This window comes from Mesorhizobium abyssinicae, from assembly GCF_049887195.1.
Lineage (GTDB): Bacteria > Pseudomonadota > Alphaproteobacteria > Rhizobiales > Rhizobiaceae > Mesorhizobium > Mesorhizobium abyssinicae.
On the sequence record NZ_JARAKC010000002.1, the window covers coordinates 608,979 to 633,527 of the forward strand.

The window sequence follows — 24,549 nt, forward strand, 5'->3', positions numbered from 1 at the left end:
CTTCATCCTGGCATCATCTCACCCTTTCGCGCCGGCTTCAGTGCCGGATGGGCGCTTGCGCAGCGACCGGCTTTTCCAACACAATCATAAAAAGACCAGAAGAAGGGAACGACCGATAATCCTCTAGAGCTTGACAGGAGAACAAGTATGTCACTTCGGAGCATGATTTCGACAGCATCAATGGGAGCCCTAACGCTTGCCCTGGCAAGCGCACTGACGCCGGCAGCGCAAGCCGCCGCGCCTGAATCCAGCGATCCGATCAAGATCGCCCTGTTCGACTGGACCAGCGTCAACCTCAACGCCAAGATTCTTGGCGGCATCCTCGAAAAGCTCGGCTACACGGTCGAATACCCGACCGCCGATTACCTCTCCAGCCTGACCACCGGCCTCACCAATGGCGACCTCGATGTCGGCCTGGAATTCTGGGACACGACCGCCGGCGAAGCCATGAAGGCCTCCGACGCCACCGGACAGACCGAGCGGCTGGGCAAGCTCGGCCCGAAGGCCAAGGAAGAATGGTGGTTCCCCGAATACATGAAGGAGAAATGCCCCGGCCTGCCCAACTGGGAAGCGCTGAAGGACCCGAAATGCGCCGAGGCCTTCTCGACGGCCGAGACAACGCCGAAGGGCCGCTACCTCGGCGGCCCGGTGACCTGGGAGGGCTTTGACGACGAGCGCGTCGAGGCGCTGAAACTGCCCTTCACCGTCATCCATGCCGGCACCGACGCGGCGATGTTCGCCGAGCTCGATTCCGCCTATCAGCGCAAGGCGCCGATCATGCTGTGGATCTATTCGCCGCACTGGGCGCCGGCCAAGTACAAGGGCGAGTGGGTCGAATTCCCCGAATACACGCCGGAGTGCTACACCGACCCCAAATGGGGCACCAACCCCGACGCCAAATACGACTGCGGCAAGCCGCATGGCGAAATCTGGAAATATGCCTGGGGCGGCATGAAGGAGAAATGGCCGGTCGCCTACAAGGTGGCCAAGGCCTATACGATCGACACCGACGAGCTCAACAAGATGAGCGGCGACATCGACCTCAACGGCAAGACGCCGGAAGAGGTCGCCGCCGCCTGGATCGCCGCCCACGAGGCCGACTGGAAGGCCTGGGCGCAGTGACCGTTCCGACTGGAAATTGCGAGACCCGGCCGGGCATGGCCGGGTCTCTACTGCCCGTTCCAGAAGGACGAATGCATGAGCGACGCGACTGAACCGCAGGCCGCAGGTGCGCCCAGGGATGCGCGCCCGATAAAGCTTGCCTGCCGCAATGTCTGGAAGCTGTTCGGCGCCAATGCCGCGAGCTTCATCCGCGAGCGCGCCGGCAAGGCGAGCCCCACCGACATCGCGGCGGCGGGACTGGTCGGCGCGGTACGCGCCGTCGACCTCGAGATCCGCCAGGGCGAGATCTTCATCATCATGGGGCTGTCCGGCTCAGGCAAGTCGACGCTGGTGCGCTGCATGTCGCGGCTGGTCGAGCCGAGCCATGGCAAGGTCGAATTCGAAGGCAAGGACCTGCTCAAGATTTCCGATGCGGCGCTGATCGAGCTCAGACGCCACCGCATGGGCATGGTGTTCCAGAATTTCGCGCTGCTGCCGCATCTCAACGTGCTCGACAATATCGCCTTTCCCTTGAGCATCCAGGGACAGGACCGGGCGACGCGAGAGGCCCGCGCCCGCGAGGTGATCGAGCTCGTCGGCCTGCGCGGGCGCGAGCATTTCTATCCGCGCGAACTTTCCGGCGGCCAGCAGCAGCGCGTCGGCATCGCGCGCAGCCTCGCCACCAAGCCGGAGATCTGGTTCCTCGACGAGCCGTTCTCGGCGCTCGATCCGCTGATCCGCCGCGAGATGCAGGACGAATTGATGCGGCTGCAGACGATGCTGCACAAGACCATCGTCTTCATCACCCATGATTTCGACGAGGCGATCCGGCTCGCCGACCGCATCGCCATCATGAAGGATGGCGAGGTCATCCAGACCGGCACACCGGAAGAACTGGTGGTCAATCCGGCGACCGACTATGTCGCCGAGTTCACCCGCGACGTCGACCGCGCCAAGGTGATCTCGGCGAGGAGCCTGATGCGCGCCTGCGGCGGCGCCGAGCATGGCGGCACAGTCTCGCCGGAGGCGAAGATTGCCAGCTTCTCGGCCGGTATCGTCGCGGCCGGCAAGCCCTTCGCCGTGATCAACGGAAGCGGCAAGCCGATCGGCGAAGTGACGCCGCAAGCGGTGATCGACCTGCTCGCCGGCATCGAGCGCAGCGGAGCCGGCGCATGACGGTAACGGCGAGCGCCAGCGAAGCCAGACCGCCGGTCCAGCGCTGGCTGGCGATCTGGGCGCTAGCGCTTGCCGCTGTGCTGGTCGTGTTCCTGCTCGAGGACAAAGTGCCCTGGGCGGTCAATTATCCGGCCGACGCCGTCATTCCGGTCGCCGACTGGATAGGCGGGCTGATGAAGTGGATAAAGACGAACTTCTCCTGGCTGACCCGCTCGATCACGGCGGTGCTTGGCGTGCCGCTCGACTTCGCGCTCGATCTTCTGGCCAAGAACTTCAAGATCGGCCATGGCGCTGACACCTTCACGCTGCCGCGCCTGTCATGGCTCGGTGTCTGCGTTGCGGCGTTCCTCGCCGGCCGCGCCGCCGGCGGCTGGAAGTTGGGTGTGCTGGTCGGCGGCTGCTTTGCCTATGTCGCGCTGTTCGGCCAATGGACCAGCGCCATGCTGACGCTGGCGCTGATCTCGATCGCGGTGCCGTTCTGCATCGTCACCGGCCTGTTCGTCGGCATCTGGGGCTGGCGCAAGCCCTGGGCCGAAAGGCTCGTCGTCTCCCCTGCCCTCGATCTGATGCAGACCATTCCGACCTTCGCCTATCTGATCCCGATGCTGCTCCTGTTCGGCAACAGCCCGGTGTCGGCGATGATCGCCACCGCCATCTTCGCCACGCCGCCGATGGTCAGGGCAACGATGCTCGGCCTGCAGCGCGTGCCGTCCGAGATCGACGAGTTCAGCGAGATGGCCGGCTGCACGGCCAGGCAGAAACTGTGGCGCGTGCTTCTGCCCTCGGCGCGGCCGACGCTGATGGTCGGCGTCAACCAGGTCATCATGCTGGCCCTCAACATGGTCATCATCGCCTCGATGATCGGCGCCGGCGGCCTCGGCTACGACGTGCTCCTGGCGCTGAGGGCGCTGAAGGTCGGCGAAGCGATGGAGGCCGGCCTCGCCATCGTCGCCTTGGCCATCGCGCTCGACCGGCTGAGCCAGGCGATCGCCCACAACCACGCGATGGGCCAGACGCACCAGGCGGCTAGCCCGAATTTCTGGCGGCGCTATCCCAACCTGACGCTGGCCGTCGCCATCCTTGCCGCCACCACGCTGCTCAGCCTGTTCGTGCCCGCCTTCGCGGCGGTGCCGAAGGCGATCACCTTCACGACGGCGCCGTTGTGGAAAGCGGCGGTGAACTGGGTGACGATCAATTTCTTCGACACAATCGAGGCCTTCCGCGTGGCGCTGATCCTCAACGTGCTCAATCCGGTGCGCGCCTTCTGCGAAGGCTTTCCGTGGCTGGGCGCGGTGTTCCTGCTCGGCCTTGCCGGCTACCAGCTCGGCGGCCTGCGCCTTGCCGCGCTGGTCGCGGCACTGACCGCCTTCTGCGCGGTGACGGGCTTGTGGGAAAAGACCATGGCGACGGTCTATCTCTGCGGCATCTCGGCCTTCATCTCATGCCTGATCGGCATCCCGATCGGCTTTGCCGCCTCGCGCAGCGACCGCTTCGAGAAGATCGTCACGCCGATCATCGACACGCTGCAGGTGCTGCCGTCCTTCTGCTTCATCATCCCGGTGGTGATGCTGTTCCGCGTCGGCGACGTCACCGCGATGATCGCGACGATCGCCTTCGCCGTCGTGCCGGCGATCCGCTACACCAATCACGGCATCCGCCAGGTGCCGCCGGCGCTGATCGAGGCGGCGAAGGTTTCCGGCTGCACGCCGCGCCAGACCTTCTTCCGCGTGCAGCTGCCGCTGGCGCTGCCCGAGATCATGCTCGGCGTCAACCAGACGATCCTGATGGCCTTGGCGATGATCATCATCTGCGCCATGGTCGGTACCCGCGATCTCGGCCAGGAGGTGTTCATCGCGCTGTCCAAGGCCGATTCCGGCCGCGGCATCGTCGCGGGGCTGGCCATCGCCTTCATCGGCATCGTCGCCGACCGGCTGTTCAATGCCTGGACAGCGAAAGCCAGGGCGAGGCTGGGGTAAAGCCCCAAGCGCCGAAACCACCCAAAGGAGACAGGACCATGACCAGCCGGACGGCCAGCTGCGCCTGCGGCCAATTGCAGATCCGCTGCCCGCAGGAGCCCGACATCGTTTCGCTTTGCCATTGCCTGGACTGTCAGCGGCGGACCGGCAGCCCGTTCGGGATCGCGGCCTTCTTCGATGCCGCCGCGACCGACGTCACCGGATCGTCGCGGACATTCGAGCGCAATTCCGATAGCGGATTTTCGATCGCCTTCCACTTCTGCGAGACGTGCGGCTCGACGGTGTTCTGGTATCTTTCACGACGGCCGGCCGCGGTCGCCGTTGCCGTCGGCTGTTTCGCCGACCCATCCTTTCCGGCGCCGACGCGGTCGGTTTTCGACAAGCGCCGGCACGGCTGGGTCGCCGTGCCGGCCTGACGGCAAGCGCGCCTGGTCGCGCAGGCGCTATTCCGCCGCGACGCCCTTCACCTCGAGATAGCTCTCCATCGAGTCGTCCAGCGCCTGCAGCCAGGGCGTATGGTGCAGCGGCGCCATGGTGCCGGTCATCAGCGAGCGATAGGCGTGGTCGCGGAAGCCCATGATGTCCTCCACCTTGTGATGCTCCCACTCCATGAAGGTGTGGTTGACCGCCTCGACGTCGAAGCCCGGATAGTCGGTCTGGTCCATCAGCTCCTTGGTGTAGTCGCCCTGGAACCAGATCATCTGCTCGGCGTCTTCCAGTGTCTCCTCGCGTGCGCGCCACTTGGCGCCGTGCTCGGCCATTGCCTCGGCCGAAGGCAGCTTGATGCGGCCCATGATGACGTCGCGCGCATACCAGGCCTGCGCGTCGAACATGTTGAAGGTATAGAACTGGTCCTGCATGCCGATGTAGAACAGCTTCGGGTTCCTCTCCCACACCACGCCCTCGTAGAGGTCCAGCGGCCACATGCGGTTGGCGGTCTTGAGCTTGAGGTCGTCGGTGAGGAAGGGGAAGGAATGCAGATAGCCGGTGCACAGGATGATGGCATCGACATCCTTGGTGGTGCCGTCCTTGAAATGCGCTGTCTTGCCGACAACCTTCTGCAGCAGCGGCACCTCCTTCCAGTTCTCCGGCCATTTGAAGCCCATCGGCTTCGAGCGGTAGCTGGAGGTGATCGATTTGGCGCCGTATTTGTAGCACTGCGAACCGATATCCTCAGCCGAATAGGAACGGCCGATGATCAATATGTCCTTGCCCTTGAATTCCATGGCGTCGCGGAAGTCGTGGCTGTGCAGGATGCGGCCGTTGAAGGTGGCGAAGCCTTCGAAGAACGGCACGTTGGGCACGGAGAAATGGCCGGAGGCGACGACGACATTGTCGAACTCTTCCGAGTAGGTGACGTCGTTGCTGCGGTCATGCGCGGTGACGGTGAATTTCTTCGTTGCGTCCGAATAGGTGACCATGCGCACCGGCGTGTTGAAACGCACCCACTTGCGCACGCCTGACTTTTCGACGCGGCCCTTGATGTAGTCCCACAAAACGGCGCGCGGCGGATAGGAGGCGATCGGCCGGCCGAAATGCTCCTCGAATGTGTAGTCGGCGAATTCGAGGCACTCCTTCGGCCCGTTCGACCAGAGATAGCGGTACATCGAGCCGTGCACCGGGTCGCCATGCTCGTCGAGGCCGGTGCGCCAGGTGTAGTTCCACAGCCCGCCCCAGTCGGACTGCTTCTCGAAGCAGACGACTTCCGGAATCTCGGCGCCCTTGTCGGCGGCTGACTTGAAGGCTCGAAGCTGTGCCAGACCGGACGGCCCGGCTCCGATGACGGCAACGCGACTGTTCATGGCGGGTCTCCCGTTCTCATTTCCCCAGCGAAACAAATTTCACTGTCAGTAACAGTAATCGCACCTCTCGTGCTGTCAACGGTCCTTCTGGCGAAAGCGCGTTCCGCGTCGGCAACTTCCGGTGAAAAACCGCCGGCGGGCTGTGAGCGGGAAACGCAGAAATCGGCCGTGGATGGCTTGTTGCGACGATTGCGCTCGTGTACCGGCAACGAATATGTTCACCTTGAGTGAAATAATTCCGTAGAATGCAGGGGGCGACATGGCCAAGAAGGCTTCCGATCTCAAGCACGGCGCCGGCGCCGCCAAGAGCAAGCCTTCGCCGAAGGCCGTGTCGGCCGACGGGCGCACGATCCGCACGCCGCTGACCCAGAACCCGCACGCCATTCGCGACACGCGCGAGAAGGTGCTGGAAGTGGCGATCGGGCGCGAGGTGCGGGCATTCCGCAAGAAGCTCGGCATCACGGTCGCCGATCTCGCCGTCGCCACCGACATTTCGCTCGGCATGCTGTCGAAGATCGAGAACGGCATCACCTCGCCGTCGCTGACCACGCTGCAGGCGCTGTCGAGGGCGCTCGGCGTGCCGGTCACCGCCTTCTTCCGCCGCTTCGAGGAGGAGCATGCCGCGGTCTTCGTCAAGGCCGGCGAAGGCCTCGATGTCGAACGCCGCGGCACGCGCGCCGGCCATCAGTACAATCTGCTCGGCCATATCGGCTCCAACACCAGCGGCGTCGTCGTCGAGCCCTACCTGATCACGCTGACCGAGGATTCGGATGTGTTCCCGACCTTCCAGCATGCGGGCATGGAATTCCTCTATATGCTGGAGGGCGAGGTGGTGTACCGGCACGGCAACAACCTCTACCCGATGAAGCCCGGCGACAGCCTGTTCTTCGACGCCGACGCGCCGCATGGGCCCGAACAGCTGACGCGGCTGCCGATGCGGTACCTGTCGATCATCTGCTATCCGCAGAGCAGCGCTGGGTGATTGGCTTGGCTCTCTTCCTCTCCCTCCGGAGGGGGGAGAGGTGGCGCTGCGAAGCAGCGACGGAGTGGGGGAAGGCGGTTCCAAACGCGAAGCCGCCGACAAGTGGGCACGACCGAGCGGGCCTGAAATCTTGGCAGGCAGGTAACAATCGGAGCCATCGCCTAGATGTGAACTAACGACCGAAGCTAGGTCGACCCCCACTCCGTCGAGCTTCGCTAGACACCTCTCCCCCGATCGACGGGGTAGAGGAAGGGTGCGAAACTGTCCCGCCCGGCTCCTTTCGTTCTCTCCTGCTGAGGGGTTGCCCTTTGGCGAGACGAGGAATTTCACGAAGAAGGCGCTTGCGGAAGTACAAGCTCTAATCCGGCCCGAAACCCGGGCTCGTCGGGCTGCCATCGTCCAGCTTCGACAGCCACTCGACCAGCGTCGGACGGTAGCGGGTGAGGCCCTTGTAGGTGGCGAGCTCCTCGGGCAGGTCGCGGATGACGCGGTGCAGGCGCCGCGCCCATTTGGGCTGCGTCACCAGCTCGTCCATCTTGATCAGGTAGCAGCGGATCGGGAAGACGATGCCGTTGGAGCGCGGCAGCCGCCAGAAGCTCTGCAGCTCGACGCGCAGATGCACCTTGTCGCCGACATTCTCAGGCGTGACCGTCGCCCGGTCGGGACCCCATTTGTGATAATTCTCGGGGCTGGTGTCGAGGCGCGGATTGATGGTCATCGTCCAGTTGAGCCGTCTTGCCGGCTTGCCCTGCTGGATGTTGGTGAGGAATTTCAGCGCACGGATGAAGATGCCCTTCTCGTGCGCCAGCGGCACCGGCGCGTGCCACTCGAAGAAATTCATGCCGATGTCGAAATCGAGCGACCAGTCGGCCTGGGTGGTGACCATGCCGGCATCCATCCACAGATTGCCGTCGCGCTGGTCGAGGATGCAGAAATCGCCCTGGCTCTGGCGGGTGATGTATTCCATCGGGCCGTAGGGCAGCGTCGAGGTGTCGCCGAAGGTGAAGGTGTCGTCGATGCCGAGCGGCCGGTTGATCCAGCGCCAGCGGTCACCGTCGCGGGTCAGCGTGAAATGCTCGGGATAGCCGAGCGCCTGCTGCTCCATCAGCAGCTCGAGCAGGTCCCAGCCGGCCAGCGTCATGTGCGGCAGCGACTGGCAGCGCAGCGGATCCTCGGCCAGAACCAAAGCGCGATCCTGCATCTCGGCGACATAGTGCTCGTCGACGTCGATCAGGTTTTCCAGCACGCTGCCCTTCGGGCCGACGACATGCGGCTCGATGTTGACGGCATACATGTAGCTGTCTTCGTTGAACGGGAACGGGAAGCGCCTGATGTGCTCCGGGCTGTTCCTGAACGTGTAGTCGTCCCGAAAGGTTTCCTTGCGAAAGGTGATGCCCAAGCTCGCCTCCTATCTTTCCAGGACCAGCGACTTGCCCTCGAAGCGCGAGACGCAAGGCATGATCTTGCAGCCGGAACGATGGTCTTCCTCGCTCAGCCAGTGGTCGTTGTGGATGAACTTGCCGTCGGAAGAGATGACATTGGTCTCGCACTGGCCGCAGACGCCGCCGCGGCAGAGATAGGGCGGATCGACGCCGGCGGCCTCGATCGCCTCGAGCAGGCTCTGCTGCGGGCCGACGCGGATCGTCTTGCCGCTGACGGCCAGCGCCACATCGAAAGGCGCGCCGGGCTGCGGCGCCGCGAAATGCTCGAAATGCACGGTCTCCGACGGCCAGCCGAGAGCGGCGGCGCGGTCGCGCACCCAGTTGATCATGCCGGCCGGGCCGCAGACATAGAGATGCGTACCGAGCGGCTGCGTCGAAAGCAGACGGTCGAGATCGATGCGCTCGTCGCGATCGTCATGGTACAGCTTCACCCGGCGGTCGTAGCGCTGCTGCAGTATATCGGCATAGGTGCCGAGCGAAGCGGTGCGGCAGGTGTAGTGCAGTTCGAAATTGCCTCCCGACCCCGCCAGTTGCGCCGTCTGCGCCATGAACGGCGTGATGCCGATGCCGCCGGCCAGCATCAGGTGCTTCCTCGCCCTGAGATCCAGCGAGAACAGATTGACCGGATAGCTGATCACCATCTCCAGGCCGGGCTTGACCGACCTGTGCATGAACAGCGAGCCGCCGCGGCCGACATCGTCGCGGCGCACCGAGATCGTGTATTCGCTGGTATTGAGCGGCGAGCCCATCAGCGAATAGGGGTTGAGCCTGGTGCGGTCGCCGTCGCGCATCTCGACCACGACATGGGCGCCGCCGGAGAAGGTCGGCAGGAGTTCGCCGTCGCGGCGGCGGAAATGGAAGCGGGTGACCAGATCGTTGACGGGAACGACATCGCTGACGACGACATCGAGCTTGGTGGTGCCGGTGCTCATCGGAAGACCTCCTCCATCGGAGGAATCTCTGAGCGATCCTCGGCATTGATGCAGACGCCCTGGAAGGCGGCGAGGCGCCGCGAATAGTGGTCGCGCACCAGAAGCAGCAGGCCGCAATGCGCGCAGGTTGCCGGCTGCGTCGTCACGTTCTCGGTGATGCCCTTGCAGTGCACGCACTGCATGCGGCGCGCCAGCGAGCCGCGATGCTCGGTCTGCATGGAGGTGTGGTCGATGCCGGCCTCGAGCGCCACCTGCATGGCCTGGCCGATCAGCCCTTCGGTGCCGCTAAGATAGAGGCGCAGGCCCATATGGGCGTTGGTCAGCGTCTGCCTCAATCGCGGCAGCAGGCTGGCGAAGGACGGCGGCAGATGGAGCTGTGCCGGCTTCAGCGCTTCGAGAGCGGCGATGTGCTTGCCGTCTGGAGCCGCAATGAAGACGATCTCGGCGCCGTCGAAGAAACCGGCCGGCGCGTTGCCGGCCATGTCGATGATCGCGAGCGCGCCTTCGGCATCCGCTACGAAAAGGTGGTGCTTGCCGGCCTGCGGAGACAGGGTTCCGTAAACGGGCCGGCTGATGATCGTCTTGGCTGCCATTCTTCCTTAGATCAGTTGGAGCATGATCTTTTCCGAAAACCGGTTCCCACTTTTCGGGATCATGCTCTAGTGCCTCGAAACCCCTCCCCGTTGATAATGCCTCAGCCCTTGGCGGTGCGCTTGGTCTTTTTGGGATCATCGAACGGCAATGGCTGCGCCGTCGCCCTGATCGAGCCGCTCCTGTTGCGAATCTCGAGCCTGGTGTCCCTGACGGCGCAGTCGACGTCGAGGCGGGCGATGCCCATCGACTTCTCGACCAGCGGCGAATACATGGCGCAGGTGACGACGCCGACCTTCTTGCCGTCGCGATAGACCGGCGCGCCCTCGTCGGCCGGCTCCCTGCCGTCGAGCAGGACGCCGTAGATCTTGAAGCGCTCCTTGCCCTTCAGGCGATAGTGCTCCTCGGCGCCGCGGAAGCCGGTCTTGCCGGGGCTGACGGTGAAGTCGAGGCCGAGTTCCCACAGCGTGTCGCCGGGGCCTTCGCTCTCGAACGGATACTTTTGGGAATTGTCATAGGGATAGAACAGCAGGTAGCTCTCGACGCGCAGCATATCGAGCGTGGTGAAGCGGCACGGGATGATGCCGACGCCCTTCCCCTCGTCGAGGATCCTGTCCCAGATCGTGCCGGCATCCTGGCCTCGGCAGAAGATCTCGTAGCCGCGCTCGCCAGTGTAACCGGTGCGCGAGATCATGACGGGAAAGCCGAAGAGCTGCGTCTGCATGTGATGGAAGTAGTTGAGGTCGCGGATGCCCGGCACGTGCTTGGCCAGGTAGTCGACGGCGGTCGGGCCCTGCAGCGAGAGGTCGTGCAGATTGTCGTCGAAGCGTAGCGAGACGTCGCGGCCCGCCGCTGCGCGCTGCAACTCCTCATGGCCGGTGCCGGAGCCGTGCACGACCATCCAGCTGTTGGGGCTGATGCGGTAGATGATGCAGTCGTCGGTGAACTTGCCGGCCTCGTTCAGCATGCAGGCATAGGCCGACTTGCCGGGATAGATCTTCTCGACGTCGCGGGTGGTGGCGAGGTCGATGAGGTGCGCGGCGTGCGGCCCGGTGATGTGAACCTTCTTCAGGCCGGAGACGTCCATCAGGCCGGCCTTGGTGCGGATGGCGACATATTCCTCGTCGGCATCCTTGTCGTAGGTCCAGGCGGTGCCCATGCCGCTCCAGTCCTCGAGCTTCGAGCCGAGCGCGCGATGGCGGTCCGCCAAGGTCGAAAATCTCCAGGATGCCGTCATCCGATCGTCCTCCGTCAGAAAGTCATTGCTGTTCCCTGCTCCTTGGCTCGATGGCCGGAGCTTTGATCGAATATTGACCGCAAACGACGAAGCGCTGCAATCCCCTTGAAGCAAATAATTTCATTGTCAGGCAAATTTCTTGACATGGAACGAACGGTTCACAACGCCGAAATGCGGCTTGACAATTCCGGAATTCGGTCGGAATTTATGAAAAAAATTTCACTCTGTTGAAAGAGTGAGACGCCCGGCCGATTCGGGACCGGACGTCGAGAGAAGGGGAAAACCGATGTCCGACCTGCAGCAGCGCATCGAAGCGCTGTACCGTTCCGACGTGCGCGGATCCGCGCTCCTGATCATTTGCCTGTGGGCGACGATCCTCTTCGTCCTCATCATGACATGGCCATACATTCCGCACGCCGGCATCAAGCTGGTCGTCGCGGTCGCCGCCGGCGCCGTGCTGATCTTCAACACGGCCGCCATCCTGGCGATGGTCAACCACTACAAGGAAGACAAGGACTTCATCTACGGGCTCGACATCAAGAACGCCGACGCGTTCCGCAACCGCAAGGGGTAGACAGCATGTCCCGCTACAAGCCGCCGGAACAGAGCAAGGCCGGCCAGATCCTCGATATCGCTGTGGTCGTGGTCGCCATTTTCGTGGCGCTTTGGCTGCCGTTGAAGCTCGGCCTCGCCGGAGCCGCGAAGTCCATCGATCCGCTCGACGCCAAGACTTGGGACGCGCTTGGCCAGAATGCGACCATGGCGTCGATCTGGGAGAAGCTCGGCTACACGCCCGAGACCGCGCACGACATCATCCAGAACCGCTTCCACTATGTGATCGACTGGCCGACGCTGATCATCATGGCGGCGGTTCTGATCGGCTATTTCGTGTTCCTGTTCCGCGCATCGGACCGGGAATATCGCGAAGTCATCAACGAAAAGTTCGACGACAAGTAACCCGGGGACACGATCATGTGGATACCGCTGTCTTACGCCTGCTGGGGCATCTCGATCGTGCTCGCGCTGTGGATGCTCTACGACTGGTTCAAGGTCGATACGACCTATTCCGAGGAGGTGCTGACCTCCTCGCGCGAAGGCGAGCTTGAAGCCGTTTCCGAAAAGCACCGGATCTGAGTGGGGACTGATCGATGACGGTCGCGCTTGACAACACCACCACCATCCACGGCGACAGGGTCTCGCTGCTCCGGGTGCTCGGCCCCGCACATGTCTGGGCGCTCGGCGTCGGCATCGTGCTGGTCGGCGAATTCACCGGCTGGAATTTCGCCGCCGACAAGGGCGGCGCGCTGGCGGCGCTGATCGTCTGCTGGCTCGTCGGGCTGCTCTACACCTCGGTCGCCATGATCGATTCCGAGGTGACATCGACCGTCGCCGCCGCCGGCGGCCAGTATGCGCAGGCCAAGCACATCGTCGGGCCGCTGATGGCCTTCAACGTCGCGCTGTTCCTGGTCTTCGCCTACACGATGCTGGAAGTGTCGGACGCCATCCTGCTCGGCGACACGATCGTCGCCAAGGCCGGCGTCGAGGGCCTAACGCACAATTCCTTCATCGCCGCCACCATCGTGGTGCTGGCCTGGCTGAACTATCGCGGCGTGCTGATGACGCTCAACGTCAACTTCGTCATCACCGCGATTGCCTACATCTCGATCGTCATCCTGTTCTTCTCGGTGAGCCCGTGGACGCAAGGCGCGGTGCTGAAGCTCAACGAACTGGTGACGCCCAGCAATGCGCTGCCCTATGGCTGGATCGGCGTCATCGCCGCCTTCCAGTTCGGCATCTGGTACTATCTCGGCATCGAGGGCACCACGCAGGCGGCCGAAGAAGTGCGCTCACCGGCGCGCTCGCTGCCCTACGGCACCATGGCCGGCATGATCACGCTTCTGATCGCCGCTGCCATGACCTGGTATGTCTGCGCCTCGATGATGCCGTGGGAGTATCTCGGCATCACCTATTATCCGCTTTGGGACGCCGGCAAGCTGACGGGCAGCCCGCTGCTCGAGAACCTGCTGTTCATCGCGACGCTGCTGGCAGCACTTGCCTCGGCCAATGGCTGCATCAACGATGCCGCCCGTGCATGGTTCTCGCTCGGCCGTGACCGCTACCTGCCGAGCTGGTTCTCGGCGGTGCATCCGAGATACCGCACGCCCTACCGCTCGATCTTGTTCCTGCTGCCGATCGCGCTCGCCTTCGCCTTCATCGCCGACCTCAACCAGGCGATCACTTTCTCGATCCTGTCGGGCGTGCTGCAATACACCTTTATGAGCATCAACATCATGATGTTCCGCAAGAAGTGGCCACTGGGTTCCATCCGCCGCGGCTACACGCACCCCTTCCATCCGCTGCCGGCAATCGTGCTGTTCTGCCTGTGCGTGGTCACCTTCTTCGCCATCTTTCTCGGCTTCGGCTCGCAGCTGATCGCGATGACCATCTTCTATTTCCTGATCTCGCTGTGGTTCCACTTCTACCGTTACAAATTCGTGCGCCGCGGCGACCAGTTCACCATGCCGTGGCCGAAGCCGCAGGGCTATTGAGTGGAAAGAAAGCCCGCCGGCTGACGGCGGGCTCTGGCGTGTCGAGATGTCTGAGTTGACGTCAGTCTTGTTTGCCGGGGCGATTGCGCTTGCCGTCGTCGTCCACCTTGCCTGGCTCGCGCGCAAAAGCCGCAACCGGGCCGAGGCGGCGCTTGCCGCCGACACCGCCGGCATTCGCACCGTTGTTGCCGACGCCGTCGATATCTCCGACGGCACGGCTGGTGTCGCCATCTGGGCGGGCACCTGGAACGGGCTTCGTGTGCAGGTCCGCACCATCGTCGACACGCTGGCGACCCGAAAACTGCCGGCGCGCTGGCTCACCGTCACGGTCACCGAGCCTGTCGACGTTCCGGGAACTTTCGACATGATGATGCGGCCGGGCTCGGCGACCACGTTTTCCAATTTCGATCACCTTGGCCACACGCTGCCGAAGACCGCCGGCTTTCCCGTCGAGGCGGTACTGCGCACGGACCGCAAGGGAGTCGCCTTCCCGCAGGACGTGATCGCCGGCCATCTCGACATCTTTGCCGAGGGCCGGGCCAAGGAGCTGCTGGTCACACCGAAGGGCGTGCGCATCGTCTGGCTGCTGGCCGAGGCAGAGCGGGCGCGCTACGGCGTGTTCCGGCAGGCTGCGTTTGGCGACACGAAACTGGATCCGGCGCTGATCGAAAGGCTGCTGCAATCGGCCTCGACGCTTCGCGATGCCATTAACGAGCGCAAACGGCAGGCCGCATGACCGACAAAGCCAGTTCCCCCGCCTCGGCGAATCCGTATCTCGTGCTCGGTGCGGCGATCGTGCTGCCGGGGAGCGGACATGTCATGCTCGGCGTGCCGACGCGCGGGCTGCAATTCCTGTTCTTCATGGTGATCCTTGGCTGGGTGACCACCAAGGTGGCGGCACCGGACGCCAGCTTCGTCGGCCGTCATGCCGGCGGCTTCCTGATTTATGCACTGTCGATTCTCGATGCCTACAAGATGGCACGCATCCGCTACACGCAATGGGCTCATAGTGACCGCCGAAGCGATGACGGCGCGGCCGGCGGCGTAGAGCCGCACACGTAACTAGAGGAAAATTTTTTTCATATGGTTGAATTCTAATTCCTCATTCGGTACATCATTTGAGAGCCATAAACGTCGGAGGCTGACATGTGCGGAATCGTCGGACTTTTCCTCAAGGACAGGTCGCTGGAGCCCAAGCTGGGCGCGATGCTGTCGGAGATGCTGATCTGCCTCACCGACCGGGGTCCGGACAGTGCCGGCATCGCCATCTATGGCGCACCGGCCGGCAACGAGGCCAAGATCACCATCCAGTCGGCGAAACCGGAACACGACTTCCGCGGCCTCGACGCGGAGCTCGCCAAGGCGATCGGCGCGCCGGTGAGCGTCGCGGTCAAATCGACGCATGCGGTGATCAGGACGGCTCCGGACAAGGTCGACACCGCGCGTGAGGCACTGCAATCGCTTCGGCCCGATATCCGCATCATGGGCGCCGGCGAAGCGGTCGAGATCTACAAGGAGGTCGGCCTGCCGGAAGCCGTCGTCGAGCGTTTCGACGTGCGCTCGATGACCGGCACGCACGGCATCGGCCACACCCGCATGGCGACGGAATCGGCGGTCACCACGATGGGCGCGCACCCCTTCTCGACCGGAGCCGACCAATGCCTGGTGCACAATGGCTCGCTGTCCAACCACAACAATGTGCGGCGCGAGCTGGTCCGCGAGGGCATGAAATTCGAGACCGAAAACGACACCGAGGTGGCAGCCGCCTATCTCTCCTCCAAGATCGCGCATGGCAAGAACCTCGGCGAGGCGCTGGAGGGCACACTCTCCGATCTCGACGGCTTCTTCACCTTCGTCGTCGGCACCAAGAACGGCTTTGGCGTGGTGCGCGATCCGATCGCCTGCAAGCCCGCCGTCATGGCCGAGACCGACCAGTATGTCGCCTTCGGTTCGGAATATCGCGCGCTCACCAAACTGCCCGGCATAGACAATGCGAGGGTCTGGGAACCGGAGCCCGCAACCGTCTATTTCTGGGAGCACTGAGTTCATGCCGGCAACCAACGTATCCACCGCTCAGCGCGACCAGAGCCACGCCAGGGTGTTCGACCTTGCCGCACTGTCGCTGCGCGAGCTGAACCAGGCGCTGCATCAGCTGACCCCGGGCTCCAACGAGACGGCCTGGGAGGTGCTCAACCCCAAGGGCAGCCATTCGGTCGCCGTCGGCGTCGACCAGCCGGTCGCCATCGATGTGCGCGGCAGCGTCGGCTACTATTGCGGCGGCATGAATGCCGGCGGCGCCATCACCGTGCATGGCTCGGCCGGCCCCGGCGTCGGCGAGAACATGATGTCGGGCTCGATCGTGATCAAAGGCGACGCCAGCCAGTATGCCGGCGCCACCGGCCGCGGCGGTCTGCTGGTCATCGAAGGCAACGCGTCGTCGCGCTGCGGCATCTCGATGAAGGGCATCGACATCGTCGTGCACGGCAATATCGGCCACATGTCGGCCTTCATGGCGCAGTCCGGCAACCTCGTGGTCCTGGGCGATGCCGGCGATGCGCTGGGCGATTCCATCTACGAGGCGCGGCTGTTCGTGCGTGGCAAGGTCGAGAGCCTGGGCGCCGACTGCATCGCCAAGGAGATGCGGCCCGAGCATCTGGAATTCCTGCAAGGCCTGCTCGACCGCGCCGGCGTGACCGGCGTCAAAGCTTCAGAGTTCAAGCGCTACGGCTCGGCTCGCAAGCTCTACAATTTCAATATCGACAACGCCGACGCGTATTGAGGCAAGATGACCTATCGCAACCCGCCGACGACGCCGCGCAAATCCGCGACCTTCGACGATTACACGCTCTCCGAAATCCGCCGCGCCGCGGCGACCGGCATCTATGACATCCGCGGCGCCGGCGCCAAGCGCAAGCTGCCGCATTTCGACGACCTCTTGTTCCTCGGCGCCTCGATCTCGCGCTATCCGCTGGAAGGCTATCGCGAGCGCTGCGACACCAGCGTGGTGCTCGGCACGCGCCACGCCAAGAAGCCGATCGAGCTGAAGATCCCGATCACCATCGCCGGCATGAGCTTCGGCTCGCTGTCCGGCCCCGCCAAGGAGGCGCTGGGACGCGGCGCGACGCTGTCCGGCACCTCGACCACCACCGGCGACGGCGGCATGACCGAGGAAGAGCGCGGCCATTCCAAGCAGTTGGTCTACCAGTATCTGCCGTCACGCTACGGCATGAACCCGCGCGACCTGCGCCGCGCCGACGCGATCGAAGTGGTCGTCGGCCAGGGCGCCAAGCCCGGCGGCGGCGGCATGCTCCTCGGCCAGAAAATCTCCGACCGCGTCGCCGAGATGCGCACGCTGCCCAAGGGCATCGACCAGCGCTCGGCGTCGCGCCATCCCGACTGGACCGGGCCCGACGACCTCGAGATCAAGATCCTCGAACTGCGCGAGATCACCGACTGGGAAAAGCCGATCTACGTCAAGGTCGGTGGCGCCCGCCCCTACTACGACACCGCGCTCGCGGTGAAGGCCGGCGCCGACGTCGTCGTGGTCGACGGCATGCAGGGCGGCACCGCCGCGACGCAGGAAGTGTTCATCGAAAATGTCGGCCAGCCGACGCTTGCCTGCATCAGGCCGGCGGTGCAGGCGCTGCAGGACCTCGGCATGCACCGCAAGGTGCAGCTGATCGTTTCCGGCGGCATCCGCAACGGCGCCGACGTCGCCAAGGCGCTGGCGCTCGGCGTCGACGCGGTGTCGATCGGCACGGCGGCGCTGGTTGCGCTGGGCGACAACGATCCCCGGTGGGAGGCGGAGTACAATGCGCTCGGCTCCACTGCCGGCGCCTATGACGACTGGCATGAAGGCCGCGACCCGGCCGGCATCACCACCCAGGACCCCGAGCTGATGAAGCGGGTCGACCCGATCGCGGCAGGACGGCGGCTGGCGAATTACCTGAAAGTGATGACGCTGGAGGCGCAGACGATCGCGCGCGCCTGCGGCAAGAACAGCCTGCACAACCTCGAGCCCGAGGATCTCGTCGCGCTCACCATCGAGGCGGCCGCCATGGCGGGCGTGCCGCTTGCCGGCACCAACTGGATACCGGGGAAGAACGGCTTCTAATCAATTGAAGGGCCAAGACCCAAATGCCTTGGGCCATGGCCGACAAAAAATGGGGAACTGGTGTGACTACTGATCTTGCAGAATTCGCAAGGGCGAAAAACGTCAAATATTTCATGATCTCCTACACCGACCTGTTTAGCGGCCAGCGCGCGAAGCTGGTGCCGGCACAGGCGATCGCCGACATGCAGAAGGACGGCGCGGGATTTGCCGGCTTCGCCACCTGGCTCGATCTCACCCCGGCGCATCCGGACATGCTGGCGGTGCCGGATCCAGCCTCGGTCATCCAGTTGCCGTGGAAGCCGGAGGTCGCCTGGGTCGCCGCCAATTGCGTCATGGACGACAAGGAGGTCGGCCAGGCGCCGCGCAACACGCTGAAGCGGGTGATCGAAGAGGCTGCCCGCGACGGCATGCATGTCAAGACCGGCGTCGAGGCCGAGTTCTTCCTGATCTCGCCGGACGGCAAGGCGATCTCCGACGAATACGATACCGCCTCAAAACCATGCTACGACCAGCAGGCGGTGATGCGGCGCTACGACGTCATCGCCGAGATCTGCGACCACATGCTGGCGCTGGGCTGGGGCCCGTACCAGAACGACCATGAGGACGCCAACGGCCAGTTCGAGATGAACTGGACCTTCGACCATGCGCTGGCGACCGCCGACAAGCACTCGTTCTTCAAATTCATGGTGAAGTCGATTGCCGAAAAGCACAGCCTGCGCGCGACTTTCATGCCCAAGCCCTTCCAGGGCCTGACCGGCAATGGCTGCCATGCGCATATCTCGGTGTGGGACGAGACCGGCAAGACCAATGTCTTCGCCGACAATGCGATGGAGCTCGGCCTCTCGGCCAAGGGCAAGAATTTCCTAGGCGGCATCATGAAGCATGCCTCGGCGCTTGCGGCTATCACCAACCCGACGGTCAATTCCTACAAGCGCATCAATGCGCCGCGCACGATTTCTGGCGCGACCTGGGCACCGAACACGGTGACCTGGACCGGCAACAACCGCACCCACATGGTGCGCGTGCCAGGCCCGGGCCGTTTCGAACTGCGCCTGCCCGACGGTGCAGCCAACCCGTATCTGCTGCAGGCCGTCATCATCGCTGCCGGTCTCGATGGCATCCGCTCGAAGGCCGACCCGGGCAAACGCTACGACATCGACATGTACCAGTTCGGCCATACCGTGACGGACGCGCCGAAATTGCCGCTCAACCTGCTCGACGCGCTGCGCGAGTTCGACAATGACAAATCGCTGAAGACGGCGCTGGGTGAGGAATTCTCGTCGGCTTACCTAAAGCTGAAGCAGCAGGAATGGAATTCCTATGCTTCGCACTTCACGCAGTGGGAGCGCGACCACACGCTGGATATCTGAAGCATCGGACCGAAAAGTGCGAAGCGGTTTTCGGACGAATCCGATGCGTTGAGGAAGACCACCAGCGCGACGCGAGCGATCTCGGAATGACCTTATGAAATATTCGATCTTCTCGCTCGCCCGCGCCGCCCTCTCCGGCCACAAGAACTGGCAGCGCACCTGGCGCGACGCCAGCCCGAAGGACCGCTACGATGTGGTGATCATCGGCGGCGGCGGCCATGGGCTGGCGACGGCGTGGTTCCTCGCCAGCGAGTTCGGCATCCGCAACGTCGCCGTCCTCGAAAAGGGCTGGATCGGCTCCGGCAATGCCGGCCGCAACACCACGATCATCCGCTCCAACTACGGCCTGCCCGGCAATACCGGCTTCTACGAGCTGTCGATGAAGCTGTGGGAGCGGATGGAGCAAGACCTCAACTACAATTCGATGGTCAGCCAGCGCGGCGTCATCAACCTCTACCATTCCGACGCCCAGCGCGACGCCTATGCGCGGCGCGGCAACACCATGCGCATCAACGGTATCGACGCCGAATTGCTCGACCTCGCGGCGGTCAGGAAAATGATGCCGTTCCTGAACTTCGACAATGCGCGCTTCCCCGTGCAGGGCGGGTTGCTGCAGCGGCGCGGCGGTACGGCGCGACACGACGCCGTCGTGTGGGGCTATGCGCATGCGGCCAGCGCGCTTGGCGTCGACATCATCCAGAACTGCGAGGTCACCGGCTTCACGCGCGACAGCAACGGCAAGGTGACCGGCGTCGAGACCTCGCGCGGCCGCATCGGCGCCGGCAAGGTCGGCATGGCGGTCGCCGGCTCCTCATCGCGGGTCGCGGCGATGGCGGGCCTGCGCCTGCCGATCGAAAGCCACGTGCTGCAGGCCTTCGTCTCCGAGGCGATCAAGCCGCTGCTGCCCAATGTCATGACCTTCGGCGCAGGGCATTTCTATGTCAGCCAGTCGGACAAGGGCGGCCTGGTCTTCGGCGGCGACATCGACGGCTACAATTCCTACGCCCAGCGCGGCAACCTTCCGGTCATGGAGGATGTCTGCGAGGGCGGCATGGCGCTGATCCCGATGATCGGCCGCGTCAGGCTGCTGCGCCAGTGGGGCGGCATCATGGACATGTCGATGGACGGCACGCCGATCATCGACAAGAGCCCTGTCGATGGCCTCTATCTCAATGCCGGCTGGTGCTATGGCGGCTTCAAGGCGACGCCCGGCTCCGGCTTGGTCTTTGCCCATCTCATCGCCCGCGACGAAGCGCACAAAGAAGCCTCGCGCTTCCGCCTCGATCGCTTCCAGCGCGGCGCGATGATCGACGAAAAGGGCCAGGGCGCCCAACCGAACCTGCACTGAAGGCGGCCAGGAAATCATGCGTATTGTCTGTCCCTTCTGCGGCGAACGCGAACTCGGCGAGTTCACCTATCTCGGCGACGCCAAGCCGCAACGGCCGGCGGCGGACGCGGGCGAAGACGCCGTCTACGACTATGTCTACCTGCGCGACAACATCGCCGGCCCGATGAGCGAGCACTGGTATCATGGCGGCGGCTGCAGGGCCTGGCTGAAGGTCACCCGCAACACGCTGACGCACGAGATTTCGGCTGTCGTGCCCGCTGCTGGCGCCGGTGCGGCAAAGGTTGACGCGTGATGGTGGGCGACGCGCAAACACACCGGCTGGCAGACGGCGGCCTCATCGACCGCTCGGTGCCGCTGAGCTTCCGCTTCGACGGCAAGACGCTGCTTGGCTTCCAGGGCGACACGCTGGCCTCGGCGCTGGTCGCCAATGGCGTCAAGCTGGTCGGGCGCTCGTTCAAGTACCACCGCCCGCGCGGCATCCTGACGGCGGGATCGGAAGAGCCGAACGCGCTGGTCGAATTGCGCAGCGGCGCAAGGCGCGAGCCGAACACCAAAGCTACGACAGCGGAACTGTATGACGGTCTCGAGGCCGCCAGCCAGAACCGCTGGCCGTCGCTGCGCCACGATTTCCTGTCGGTGAACCAGCTGTTCGCGCCGATCTTCGTCGCCGGCTTCTACTACAAGACCTTCATGTGGCCGGCGAAGTTCTGGGAAGCGGTCTACGAGCCGGCGATCCGCCGCGCCGCCGGTCTCGGCCGCGCCGCTGGCATTGCTGATCCCGACCACTACGACAAGGCCTGGGCACATTGCGACGTGCTGATCGCCGGCTCCGGTCCGGCGGGACTGGCGGCGGCTTTGGCGGCAGGCCGCAGCGGGGCGCGCGTCATCCTGTGCGAAGAGGATTTTGTCCCGGGCGGCCGCTTGCTTGCTGACGGCGGCACGATCGACGGGCTGCCGGCCGCCGAATGGATTGCGCGCACGCTGGCCGAACTCGCCGCCCTTCCCGATGTCCGCATCATGACGCGCACGACGCTGTTCGGCGTCTATGACGGCGGCACCTATGGCGCGATCGAGCGCGTCAACGACCACCTGCCGTTTCCGCCGGAGCACCAGGTGCGGCAGCGGCTGTGGCGGATCGTGGCGAAGCGCAGCATTGTCGCGGCAGGCGCCATCGAGCGGCCGATCGTCTTTGCCGGCAACGACACGCCCGGCGTGATGATGGCTTCCGCCATGCGCAGCTATGTCGGCCGCTACGCGGCAACGCCCGCAAAACGCGTCGCGCTGTTCACCAACAACGAGGACGGCTGGCGCACGGTCCAGACGGCGATTGGCGCCGGGCTGCAGGTCGCGGCGGTGATCGATGCGCGGCCGGATGTCTCGCCGCAGCATCGCACGCTTGCTTCGAAGAACGGCTTCCCGGTGCTCAACGGCTCAGTTACCGGCGTCGACGGCGGCAAGGACGGTGTGCGCAAGATCGCCGTCTCGCTGACCGGCGGCGCGCGCGCCGAGGTCGACGCCGACGGGCTTGCCGTTTCCGGCGGCTGGAATCCTTCGGTCGGGCTGACCTCCTATCATCGCGGCCGGCCGAAATGGCGCGACGATATCGCCGCCTTCGTGCCGGATGGCGCGCCGCCCGGCATGGTCGCCGTAGGCACCGCCAACGGCGCCTTCGGGTTGGGCGCTTGCCTGCGCGAAGGGTTTGAGGCCGGCGCCGCTGCCGCAAGCGATAGCGGGCGCGGCGGCACCGCAGGTTCAGCGCCGGTCGCCGACGACGAGGCCTTCTCGCTCACCCCGCTCTGGCATGTCCCCGGCAAGGGCAAGGCCTTCGTCGACCAGCAGCACGACGTCACCGCTTCCGACGTCGAACTGGCGCAGCGCGAAGGTTTCGAATCGGTCGAGCACCTCAAGCGCTATACCACGCTCGGCATGGCGACCGACCAGGGCAAGACCTCGAACATTGCCGGCCTCGCCATCATGGCGGCGGTGAGCGGCAAATCGATCCCGGAAACCGGCACGACGATCTACCGGCCGCCTTATGTGCCGGTCGCCATCGGCGCCTTCGCCGGCCACCACCGCGACGAGACCTTCCATGCGACGCGGCTGACGCCGTCACATCACTGGGCGGCGGAACAGGGCGCGGTGTTCGTCGACACCGGTTTATGGAAACGGGCGCAGTGGTATCCCCGCGCGGGCGAAAAGGACTGGCTGGAATCGGTGACCCGCGAGGTCAAGGCGGTGCGCGGCGGAGTAGGCTTCTGCGATGTCTCGACGCTGGGCAAGATCGACGTGCACGGTCCCGACGCCGGCGTCTTCCTCGACCGCGTCTACATCAACTCGTTCTCAAACCTCGCCGTCGGCAAGGCGCGCTACGGGCTGATGCTGCGCGAAGACGGCATCGTCTACGACGACGGCACGACCTCGCGGCTGGCCGAGGATCACTATTTCCTCACCACCACGACCGCCAAAGCCGGGCTGGTGATGCAGCATCTCGAATTCTGCCGCCAGGTGCTGTTCCCCGAACTCGACGTGCAGCTGACTTCGGTCTCCGACCAGTGGGCGCAGTTCTCCATCGCCGGGCCGAAGACCCGTGACCTGCTTCGCGAAATTGTCGATCCCGCCGAGGACCTGTCGAACGAAGGCTTTCCGTTCATGGGCGCGCGCGAAGTCGCCTTGCGCGGCGGCATCAAGGCCAGGCTGTTCCGCATTTCCTTCTCCGGCGAGATGGCGTTCGAGATCTCGGTGCCGGCGCGTTACGGCGAGGCGCTGGTGCGCAATCTGATGGTCGCGGGAAAACCGTTCGGCGTGACGCCGTACGGCACCGAGGCGCTCGGCGTGATGCGCGTCGAGAAAGGCCATGTCGCCGGGCCGGAGCTCAACGGCACCACGACCGCCGCCGATCTCGGCCTCGGCAAGATGATGTCGACCAAGAAGGATTTTATCGGCCGCGTCATGGCCGGCCGCGAGGCGCTGGTTGCGCCGGACCGGCAGGTGGTCGTCGGCGTCAAGCCCACCGACAAGGCGCGGCGGCTGCGCTCCGGCGCGCATGTCATTCCGAAGGGCGAGATCCCCGGCCCCGGCAACGACCAGGGCTATGTCACCTCGGTCTGCTTCTCGCCGACACTCGACCAGTGGATCGGGCTCGGGCTGGTCGAACGCGGCCGCGAGCGCATCGGCGAGATCGTGCGCGCGCACGACCCGCTGCGTGGCGAGGAGTACGATGTCGAGCTCTGCAATCCCGTCTTCTACGATCCGGAAGGAGGGCGCCAGCGTGGCTGAGTTTTCCTGGGATATCCGCAGCCCGCTCGACCGCACCCTCGTCACCGGGCCGTATGGCGCGCGGGGTGAAGCCGGCGTGTCGCTGACCGAGATCCGCAATTTCGACCTCGTCCAGGTGATGGCGCGCCGCGGCAAGGCGGCCGAGATGGCCGCGGCCGCGAAGGCCCGCTTCGGTGTCGCCCCGCCGGAAACGCCGAAGGCGGTCGGCACCGCCGACGCGACGCTGATCTGGTCCGGACCGGATCAGTTTTTCGTGCTGTCGAAAGGCGGCAGGCACGGGATTGAGGCGCTTGCCTCGGTCTTTGCCGGATCGGCATCGCTTTCGGACCAGTCGCATGCGCGGGCGTTGATCAGCGTATCCGGGCAGAGAGCGCGCGCGATGCTCGCCAAGCTGTCGTCGATCGATCTGCATCCCGATGTGTTTGCGGTGGGCATGGCGGCTGCGACCTCGATGGATCACACGAGCGTCACGCTGTGGCGGGGCGGTGATCGCGGCGGACAGGCGGTGTTCAACCTGCTGGTGTTTTCGACCTTCGCCGAAAGTCTCTGGCACACGATTCTCGATTCGGCCGCGGAGTATGGCGTTACGATCGGCCATTCCGAGGAACTGGCGTAGCGCATGTGCGCGCCCTCTCCTTCTCCCCCTGTGAGAG

The 24,549-nt window shown here is 64.6% G+C and carries 24 protein-coding genes; 19 read left to right on the top strand and 5 right to left on the bottom strand.

Features of this window, described 5'->3' with window-relative positions:
• Positions 1–147 precede the first annotated feature (147 nt).
• The 4 genes from PU724_RS07485 to PU724_RS07500 all read left to right on the top strand — a co-directional run bounded on the left by PU724_RS07485 (position 148) and on the right by PU724_RS07500 (position 4,669).
• Positions 148–1,122: an ABC transporter substrate-binding protein gene (locus tag PU724_RS07485; RefSeq protein ID WP_127282592.1), complete on the top strand. Its 975-nt coding sequence runs from the start codon at positions 148–150 to the stop codon at positions 1,120–1,122.
• A 75-nt stretch (positions 1,123–1,197) separates the two neighbouring features.
• Positions 1,198–2,277: a quaternary amine ABC transporter ATP-binding protein gene (locus tag PU724_RS07490; protein ID WP_127310445.1), complete on the top strand. Its 1,080-nt coding sequence runs from the start codon at positions 1,198–1,200 to the stop codon at positions 2,275–2,277.
• The gene (locus tag PU724_RS07495) at positions 2,274–4,253 is read left to right on the top strand and encodes an ABC transporter permease (protein WP_354421105.1); all 1,980 of its coding nucleotides are present in this window, start codon (positions 2,274–2,276) and stop codon (positions 4,251–4,253) included. Before PU724_RS07490 ends, PU724_RS07495 begins: the two co-directional genes overlap by 4 nt.
• A gap of 38 nt (positions 4,254–4,291) precedes the next feature.
• On the top strand, positions 4,292–4,669 hold the full coding sequence (locus PU724_RS07500) for a GFA family protein (RefSeq protein WP_354421107.1): 378 nt from the start codon (positions 4,292–4,294) through the stop codon (positions 4,667–4,669).
• Between the two features lie 27 nt (positions 4,670–4,696).
• Here the strand turns inward: PU724_RS07500 and PU724_RS07505 are convergent, their stop codons facing one another.
• On the bottom strand, positions 4,697–6,055 hold the full coding sequence (locus PU724_RS07505) for an NAD(P)-binding domain-containing protein (protein ID WP_128273406.1): 1,359 nt from the start codon (positions 6,053–6,055) through the stop codon (positions 4,697–4,699).
• Between the two features lie 259 nt (positions 6,056–6,314).
• On the opposite strand from PU724_RS07505, the gene PU724_RS07510 reads away from it, so the two are divergent.
• On the top strand, positions 6,315–7,037 hold the full coding sequence (locus PU724_RS07510) for a helix-turn-helix domain-containing protein (RefSeq protein ID WP_127282587.1): 723 nt from the start codon (positions 6,315–6,317) through the stop codon (positions 7,035–7,037).
• 358 nt (positions 7,038–7,395) lie between these two features.
• Here the strand turns inward: PU724_RS07510 and PU724_RS07515 are convergent, their stop codons facing one another.
• The 4 genes from PU724_RS07515 to PU724_RS07530 form a co-directional block, all read right to left on the bottom strand.
• Positions 7,396–8,436: a heme-dependent oxidative N-demethylase family protein gene (locus PU724_RS07515; RefSeq protein WP_127311185.1), complete on the bottom strand. Its 1,041-nt coding sequence runs from the start codon at positions 8,434–8,436 to the stop codon at positions 7,396–7,398.
• 9 nt (positions 8,437–8,445) lie between these two features.
• Positions 8,446–9,411 carry a PDR/VanB family oxidoreductase gene (locus PU724_RS07520; protein ID WP_354421110.1) on the bottom strand — a complete coding sequence of 322 codons (966 nt, stop codon included), beginning with the start codon at positions 9,409–9,411 and terminating at the stop codon, positions 8,446–8,448.
• Positions 9,408–10,004 carry a dimethylamine monooxygenase subunit DmmA family protein gene (locus PU724_RS07525; protein WP_354421112.1) on the bottom strand — a complete coding sequence of 199 codons (597 nt, stop codon included), beginning with the start codon at positions 10,002–10,004 and terminating at the stop codon, positions 9,408–9,410. The genes PU724_RS07520 and PU724_RS07525 overlap by 4 nt, the downstream gene beginning before the upstream one ends.
• A gap of 101 nt (positions 10,005–10,105) precedes the next feature.
• Positions 10,106–11,239 carry an aminomethyl transferase family protein gene (locus PU724_RS07530; RefSeq protein ID WP_127392722.1) on the bottom strand — a complete coding sequence of 378 codons (1,134 nt, stop codon included), beginning with the start codon at positions 11,237–11,239 and terminating at the stop codon, positions 10,106–10,108.
• A gap of 286 nt (positions 11,240–11,525) precedes the next feature.
• Between PU724_RS07530 and PU724_RS07535 the strand changes: the two genes are divergently transcribed.
• From PU724_RS07535 to PU724_RS07600, 14 genes are all read left to right on the top strand, one after another.
• Positions 11,526–11,813: a hypothetical protein gene (locus PU724_RS07535; protein ID WP_127282582.1), complete on the top strand. Its 288-nt coding sequence runs from the start codon at positions 11,526–11,528 to the stop codon at positions 11,811–11,813.
• Positions 11,814–11,818: 5 nt separating this feature from the next.
• Positions 11,819–12,196: a hypothetical protein gene (locus PU724_RS07540; protein ID WP_127282581.1), complete on the top strand. Its 378-nt coding sequence runs from the start codon at positions 11,819–11,821 to the stop codon at positions 12,194–12,196.
• A gap of 15 nt (positions 12,197–12,211) precedes the next feature.
• Positions 12,212–12,373 (top strand): hypothetical protein, encoded by a 162-nt coding sequence (locus PU724_RS07545; protein WP_127282580.1) that lies wholly within the window; start codon positions 12,212–12,214, stop codon positions 12,371–12,373.
• A 14-nt stretch (positions 12,374–12,387) separates the two neighbouring features.
• Positions 12,388–13,788, top strand: a complete 1,401-nt coding sequence (locus PU724_RS07550; RefSeq protein WP_127282579.1) for an APC family permease — start codon at positions 12,388–12,390, stop codon at positions 13,786–13,788.
• Positions 13,789–13,834: 46 nt separating this feature from the next.
• Positions 13,835–14,524, top strand: coding sequence for a hypothetical protein (locus PU724_RS07555; RefSeq protein ID WP_127393061.1), 690 nt, complete (start codon positions 13,835–13,837; stop codon positions 14,522–14,524).
• Positions 14,521–14,850, top strand: a complete 330-nt coding sequence (locus PU724_RS07560; RefSeq protein ID WP_127393062.1) for a hypothetical protein — start codon at positions 14,521–14,523, stop codon at positions 14,848–14,850. The genes PU724_RS07555 and PU724_RS07560 overlap by 4 nt, the downstream gene beginning before the upstream one ends.
• 84 nt (positions 14,851–14,934) lie before the next feature.
• Positions 14,935–15,831, top strand: a complete 897-nt coding sequence (locus PU724_RS07565) for a class II glutamine amidotransferase (protein WP_127393063.1) — start codon at positions 14,935–14,937, stop codon at positions 15,829–15,831.
• A 4-nt stretch (positions 15,832–15,835) separates the two neighbouring features.
• On the top strand, positions 15,836–16,567 hold the full coding sequence (locus tag PU724_RS07570; RefSeq protein WP_126056045.1) for a GltB/FmdC/FwdC-like GXGXG domain-containing protein: 732 nt from the start codon (positions 15,836–15,838) through the stop codon (positions 16,565–16,567).
• Positions 16,568–16,573: 6 nt separating this feature from the next.
• Complete coding sequence (locus PU724_RS07575) at positions 16,574–17,902, top strand: FMN-binding glutamate synthase family protein (protein WP_126056046.1); 1,329 nt, start codon at positions 16,574–16,576, stop codon at positions 17,900–17,902.
• A gap of 62 nt (positions 17,903–17,964) precedes the next feature.
• On the top strand, positions 17,965–19,272 hold the full coding sequence (gene glnT / locus PU724_RS07580) for a type III glutamate--ammonia ligase (protein WP_354421117.1): 1,308 nt from the start codon (positions 17,965–17,967) through the stop codon (positions 19,270–19,272).
• Between the two features lie 94 nt (positions 19,273–19,366).
• Entirely contained in the window at positions 19,367–20,620 is a 1,254-nt protein-coding gene (locus PU724_RS07585) for a sarcosine oxidase subunit beta family protein (RefSeq protein WP_354421119.1), read from the top strand.
• Between the two features lie 16 nt (positions 20,621–20,636).
• Entirely contained in the window at positions 20,637–20,912 is a 276-nt protein-coding gene (locus tag PU724_RS07590) for a sarcosine oxidase subunit delta (protein ID WP_354421121.1), read from the top strand.
• Positions 20,912–23,896, top strand: coding sequence for a sarcosine oxidase subunit alpha (locus PU724_RS07595; protein WP_354421267.1), 2,985 nt, complete (start codon positions 20,912–20,914; stop codon positions 23,894–23,896). Before PU724_RS07590 ends, PU724_RS07595 begins: the two co-directional genes overlap by 1 nt.
• A complete protein-coding gene (locus PU724_RS07600) occupies positions 23,889–24,512 on the top strand; it encodes a sarcosine oxidase subunit gamma (protein WP_354421123.1) in 624 nt (207 codons plus the stop codon). The genes PU724_RS07595 and PU724_RS07600 overlap by 8 nt, the downstream gene beginning before the upstream one ends.
• The last annotated feature ends 37 nt before the right edge of the window (positions 24,513–24,549 follow it).

What these genes read in the sequence shown, in the direction of transcription:
- PU724_RS07485 (WP_127282592.1), top strand. Translation starts at nt 148, where the DNA reads ATGTCACTTCGGAGCATGATTTCGACAGCATCAATGGGAGCCCTAACG.
- PU724_RS07490 (WP_127310445.1), top strand. Translation starts at nt 1,198, where the DNA reads ATGAGCGACGCGACTGAACCGCAGGCCGCAGGTGCGCCCAGGGATGCG.
- PU724_RS07495 (WP_354421105.1), top strand. Translation starts at nt 2,274, where the DNA reads ATGACGGTAACGGCGAGCGCCAGCGAAGCCAGACCGCCGGTCCAGCGC.
- PU724_RS07500 (WP_354421107.1), top strand. Translation starts at nt 4,292, where the DNA reads ATGACCAGCCGGACGGCCAGCTGCGCCTGCGGCCAATTGCAGATCCGC.
- PU724_RS07505 (WP_128273406.1), bottom strand. Translation starts at nt 6,055, where the DNA reads ATGAACAGTCGCGTTGCCGTCATCGGAGCCGGGCCGTCCGGTCTGGCA.
- PU724_RS07510 (WP_127282587.1), top strand. Translation starts at nt 6,315, where the DNA reads ATGGCCAAGAAGGCTTCCGATCTCAAGCACGGCGCCGGCGCCGCCAAG.
- PU724_RS07520 (WP_354421110.1), bottom strand. Translation starts at nt 9,411, where the DNA reads ATGAGCACCGGCACCACCAAGCTCGATGTCGTCGTCAGCGATGTCGTT.
- PU724_RS07525 (WP_354421112.1), bottom strand. Translation starts at nt 10,004, where the DNA reads ATGGCAGCCAAGACGATCATCAGCCGGCCCGTTTACGGAACCCTGTCT.
- PU724_RS07530 (WP_127392722.1), bottom strand. Translation starts at nt 11,239, where the DNA reads ATGACGGCATCCTGGAGATTTTCGACCTTGGCGGACCGCCATCGCGCG.
- PU724_RS07535 (WP_127282582.1), top strand. Translation starts at nt 11,526, where the DNA reads ATGTCCGACCTGCAGCAGCGCATCGAAGCGCTGTACCGTTCCGACGTG.
- PU724_RS07540 (WP_127282581.1), top strand. Translation starts at nt 11,819, where the DNA reads ATGTCCCGCTACAAGCCGCCGGAACAGAGCAAGGCCGGCCAGATCCTC.
- PU724_RS07545 (WP_127282580.1), top strand. Translation starts at nt 12,212, where the DNA reads ATGTGGATACCGCTGTCTTACGCCTGCTGGGGCATCTCGATCGTGCTC.
- PU724_RS07550 (WP_127282579.1), top strand. Translation starts at nt 12,388, where the DNA reads ATGACGGTCGCGCTTGACAACACCACCACCATCCACGGCGACAGGGTC.
- PU724_RS07555 (WP_127393061.1), top strand. Translation starts at nt 13,835, where the DNA reads ATGTCTGAGTTGACGTCAGTCTTGTTTGCCGGGGCGATTGCGCTTGCC.
- PU724_RS07560 (WP_127393062.1), top strand. Translation starts at nt 14,521, where the DNA reads ATGACCGACAAAGCCAGTTCCCCCGCCTCGGCGAATCCGTATCTCGTG.
- PU724_RS07565 (WP_127393063.1), top strand. Translation starts at nt 14,935, where the DNA reads ATGTGCGGAATCGTCGGACTTTTCCTCAAGGACAGGTCGCTGGAGCCC.
- PU724_RS07570 (WP_126056045.1), top strand. Translation starts at nt 15,836, where the DNA reads ATGCCGGCAACCAACGTATCCACCGCTCAGCGCGACCAGAGCCACGCC.
- PU724_RS07575 (WP_126056046.1), top strand. Translation starts at nt 16,574, where the DNA reads ATGACCTATCGCAACCCGCCGACGACGCCGCGCAAATCCGCGACCTTC.
- PU724_RS07585 (WP_354421119.1), top strand. Translation starts at nt 19,367, where the DNA reads ATGAAATATTCGATCTTCTCGCTCGCCCGCGCCGCCCTCTCCGGCCAC.
- PU724_RS07590 (WP_354421121.1), top strand. Translation starts at nt 20,637, where the DNA reads ATGCGTATTGTCTGTCCCTTCTGCGGCGAACGCGAACTCGGCGAGTTC.
- PU724_RS07595 (WP_354421267.1), top strand. Translation starts at nt 20,912, where the DNA reads ATGGTGGGCGACGCGCAAACACACCGGCTGGCAGACGGCGGCCTCATC.